This window comes from Prosthecobacter sp. (genome assembly GCF_014879935.1).
Classification (GTDB): Bacteria; Verrucomicrobiota; Verrucomicrobiia; order Verrucomicrobiales; family Verrucomicrobiaceae; genus Prosthecobacter.
This window is the reverse complement of record NZ_JACSRD010000020.1, coordinates 1-3,774: the sequence shown is the minus strand read 5'-3', so window position 1 is coordinate 3,774 and position 3,774 is coordinate 1. Positions and strand designations below refer to the sequence as shown.

The following is a 3,774-nucleotide window of genomic DNA, read 5'->3' as shown; positions in this document are numbered from 1 at the left end:
CCCTCACCCTGCTCGCCACGCCGGGGATCACCTTCCTCCTTCTGAGCCTGCTCTGGCTGCTCGGTGTGCGGCTATCGGAGTAAGACACGCCGTCCATGACCCAAAGGCGTGCCTAACTTCTTCAAGATCATCGTTGGCAAGGTCAGGCTGAGTAGCTCCATGACCGTGAACATCTGTGAACTGCCTTTCAAACTCTGCTTTGCCCCGATGGCAGTCCCGTGCTGTTGTCAGGACATTAAAGTGATCGGGCAAACTTCAGCGCCAGCGGCAGACCATGCAGCCCGACCGTCAGGCCCGCGTTAAACCTTCACTGGCTATATTTCGCAGTTTATAGTGATGGACTTGGGCTGGAATGCGGAGCAGTGAGCGGTTTTTATGACAGGACGGACGCGTTGGAGCCAGAGAAAGGTTCAACCAACGGGTGCAAGAGTTTGGGTCAATTCTTCCGGCAGCAGGAACGCACCACAGTTTTCGCAAACCAGCACCGAAGGCCCTTGCTGGCGGAGCTGAGAGAGCTGCGAGCGCGACAGGGCCAGATGGCAGGCCCCGCAGGTGTTGTTTCGCATGCGTGCCGCTCCTACCCTGCCGCGGCCGAGGCGGTTGTCATAGTGCAGCAGGATGGCGGTGGGAAGCCTTGCGCGCAGCTCCCCGGCTTCTTGGAGGAGTTTTTTGGCGGCGGCTGACTTGGAGCCGAGCCGCAGGCGGTCTTTATCGGATGCCGCAAGCGCGGCGAGGTCTTCAGTGACGGAGGCGATGGTTCTCATGGGCTGTATGTGGTTTCAGAGGCGGTAAAAAGCAGAAGTCTGGATTCATTGAGGCTGTTTCTGGCCGGGCTCGAGCGGCACACCACGGCTGGATGCGAGGAGGAGCACCCCGCATTGCTCACAGATCCGCAGCACAGGAGCAGACGAGCGACAGTCGTGGGCCCGCTCTTGGGAAAGCGGCGCATGGCATGCGCCACAGGCACCATTCGTGCCCCAGGCGATCCAGGGGCCTTTGCGGGCCAGCCTGCCATCGTAGCGCTGCAGGATGGCGGCAGGGAGCCGGTCACGAACGCCCTGAATCTCCATCTTGATTCGCGTTTGATCCGATGCGGCCGTCTTGAGACGGTTTTTCGTCGCCTCCAGACCGGCCAGCCAGGAGAGGTCTTCGAGCAGTGTTGTCATGGGAGTCATGTTCAGGCGGGGTGAGTTCGTCCAGGTTAGGGAGGTGGGGCCATTCTTTGTCAGCGCAGTAGCGGTGGATGATCTCCACCCATTCAAAGCACGACTTCATGCCGGGCAGAGGCCGCCAGAGAGCACCAGCGGCGGCTGGTTGGTATCATCCTCGTCGGCGCTGCTCCGGCGGGCATATTCTGGTGAGGCATGCTTCTTCACCCACAGCTTCAGGCGGTCATTGAACGCCGTCTGCGTGCAAGCGTAAGCATTCGGGATCTCCATGCAGTCCCCGCAGTAGGTCACCACGCGCGTGCCCATCGGCATGCGCAGGAGTTGCTGCTGCACATGCGTCGTGTAGCTGTCATAGAAGCGCGGATCGAGGTCCACATCGTAATCGATCCGTAGCGTTGAGAGGATGTTCTCTTGAAAGGGATTGAAAAGATAAAAGGCGTCGTAGTGCCTGAAGTTCACATCAAGAATGTTCCCATGGATGATCTCCACGCGGTCGATCTGATGCTGCCGCATCACATCCCGCGCGGCTTTGACCAGCCGCTCCCGCTGCTCGACACCGGTGAAGAAGCCCTCAGTCGTCGTGGCCCCGATGGCGCAGAACTTGCCCGGGCCGCAGCCGATGTCCAAAACACGGGTGCCAGGCCTTTGCGCCAGCAGTTGCGCCGCCATCCGGCACACATTCACGGGACTCCAATGCGTGATGGACTGTTTGCGGATGGCCAGCGGATAGATCATGTCGAAGTCCACATCCTTGGGAGCACGAATGGCTGAGAAGGCGTTGGCTGGACGGTTCGATGGCGTGTTTGCGGGCAGGGATTGAGTCATGGCATCCTCTCACATGGCATTTTGAGTGCCAACACCTGCCAGCCGCGCTGCATCCTTGGTAAATCAAGGCTTCCAGCGCATGGGCGGATTTTCTGATCACCTCCCCATGAGAGCATTTGTGCAAAAAATGCGCTTGATGGAGGAGGTGCGTGCAAACAAAATCACCATCCATGGAACCCTCCAACATTCACATCCTCGTGCTCGACCGGGATGCCACGTCCGCCCGCTTGATCGAAAGTGTACTAAGCAAGGAAGGCTACCGCGTCACCACCGCCTCCCACGAGACGGACGCGCTGAATCTGGCCGCTGGCGGGCTGTTCAACATCGTGGTCAAATCCTTCGACGCCCGGCGCATCGACGCCGTCGCGCTCATGGAAAAGGTGCGTGGCATCACCCCGGACACCCAGTTCATCTTCATCAGTGACGGCGGCACCATCCACACTGCGGTCGATGCCTTGCGCAAGGGAGCCTTCGACTATCTCTCCAAGCCCATCAACCCTGCGCAGCTCATCGAGTCCGTGCGCAAGGCGCTCGATCACCAGTCGCTCGTGGCCGAGGATCAGCAGATCAAGCTGCGCCTGCGCCGCCGCTCGGACCCCGACATCTTCGCCGGCAGCAGCACCGCGATGAAGGACATCAGCCGCCTCATCCAGCAAATCGCCTCCACGGATGTCACCGTGCTCATCGAGGGGGAAAGCGGCACGGGAAAAGAGGTCGTGGCCCGCGCCATTCACGAAAAAAGCCGCCGCAAAGCCAAGCCCTTCATCGCCGTGAACTGCGCCGCATTGCCGGAGAATCTCATCGAGGCGGAACTCTTCGGTCATGTGCGCGGAGCCTTCACGGGCGCGGTCAGCGACCGCAAAGGCCGCTTCCAGCTCGCCGCAGGCGGCACCTTGTTCCTCGATGAGATCGGCGATCTCTCCCGCAAAGGCCAGGGTGACCTCCTCCGCGTGCTCGAAGACGGAACTTTCCGCCCGGTGGGCAGTCAAAAGCTCGAACGAGCCACCGCCCGCATCATCGCCGCGACGAACAAAGACCTCGAAACCGAATCGCACCAGGGCGGCGTCTTCCGCGAGGACCTGTTTTATCGTCTCAACATCGTCTCCATCGTCATGCCACCACTGCGCGAGCGGGCGGAGGACATCGCGCCGCTCGTGGAGTCCTTCACCGCGCACTTTTGCGCCAAGCACCAGCGCCGCCTGAAGAAATTCAAACCCGGGGTGGTGAGCCTTTTCCAGACCCTGCGGTGGCCCGGCAATGTGCGCCAGTTGCGCAACCTCGTGGAGCGCCTCGTCGTCACCGTGCCGCACTCAGCCATCGGCCTGGACGATCTGCCACCCTCAATGCACCAGGGCAAACGCGAGCTCCACGCCATCGCCATACAGCCCGGCATGACGCTCGCCCAGGTAGAGGCCGAACTCATCCGCCAGACGCTGCTCAAAGTCACCTCCAACCGCGAAGAAGCCGCCAAAACCCTCGGCATCAGCCGCCGGGCGCTGCAATACAAGATCCAGCGCTATAAGCTCGACAAGCTGCCACGACACACACGGTTAGGCTGAAAGCAAATGCACACAGAAATCTGCGTTGGTTTCAGATGCATATTACAACCTGAACAGGCATCCCCCGCGACCAGCGGTGATTTCCCCCTTCCAAAGGGATGGCGGGGACTGGCTTGCCGGGCTTTCTTGTGGCAGACATGTCCCTCCAGCAACTTTCCCTCACCCTGCTCGCCACGCCGGGGATCACCTTCCTCCTTCTGAGCCTGCTCTGGCTGCTCGGT

4 protein-coding genes are annotated in these 3,774 nt (G+C 60.7%); 1 reads left to right on the top strand and 3 read right to left on the bottom strand.

Annotated elements, in window-relative coordinates; translation table 11 throughout:
- Nucleotides 1-410: 410 nt before the first annotated feature.
- The 3 genes from IAE77_RS00250 to IAE77_RS00240 form a co-directional block, all read right to left on the bottom strand.
- A complete protein-coding gene (locus IAE77_RS00250) occupies nt 411-764 on the bottom strand; it encodes a C4-type zinc ribbon domain-containing protein (protein WP_294219646.1) in 354 nt (117 codons plus the stop codon).
- 45 nt (nt 765-809) lie between these two features.
- The gene (locus tag IAE77_RS00245; protein ID WP_294219645.1) at nt 810-1,166 is read right to left on the bottom strand and encodes a hypothetical protein; all 357 of its coding nucleotides are present in this window, start codon (nt 1,164-1,166) and stop codon (nt 810-812) included.
- 105 nt (nt 1,167-1,271) lie between these two features.
- Nucleotides 1,272-1,994, bottom strand: coding sequence for a class I SAM-dependent methyltransferase (locus IAE77_RS00240; RefSeq protein ID WP_294219644.1), 723 nt, complete (start codon nt 1,992-1,994; stop codon nt 1,272-1,274).
- A 170-nt stretch (nt 1,995-2,164) separates the two neighbouring features.
- Between IAE77_RS00240 and IAE77_RS00235 the strand changes: the two genes are divergently transcribed.
- Nucleotides 2,165-3,553 carry a sigma-54 dependent transcriptional regulator gene (locus IAE77_RS00235; protein WP_294219643.1) on the top strand — a complete coding sequence of 463 codons (1,389 nt, stop codon included), beginning with the start codon at nt 2,165-2,167 and terminating at the stop codon, nt 3,551-3,553.
- Nucleotides 3,554-3,774 lie beyond the last annotated feature (221 nt).

Coding starts and splice junctions, on each gene's coding strand:
- IAE77_RS00250 (WP_294219646.1), bottom strand. CDS start 764: ATGAGAACCATCGCCTCCGTCACTGAAGACCTCGCCGCGCTTGCGGCA.
- IAE77_RS00245 (WP_294219645.1), bottom strand. CDS start 1,166: ATGACAACACTGCTCGAAGACCTCTCCTGGCTGGCCGGTCTGGAGGCG.
- IAE77_RS00235 (WP_294219643.1), top strand. CDS start 2,165: ATGGAACCCTCCAACATTCACATCCTCGTGCTCGACCGGGATGCCACG.
- IAE77_RS00240 (WP_294219644.1), bottom strand. CDS start 1,994: ATGACTCAATCCCTGCCCGCAAACACGCCATCGAACCGTCCAGCCAAC.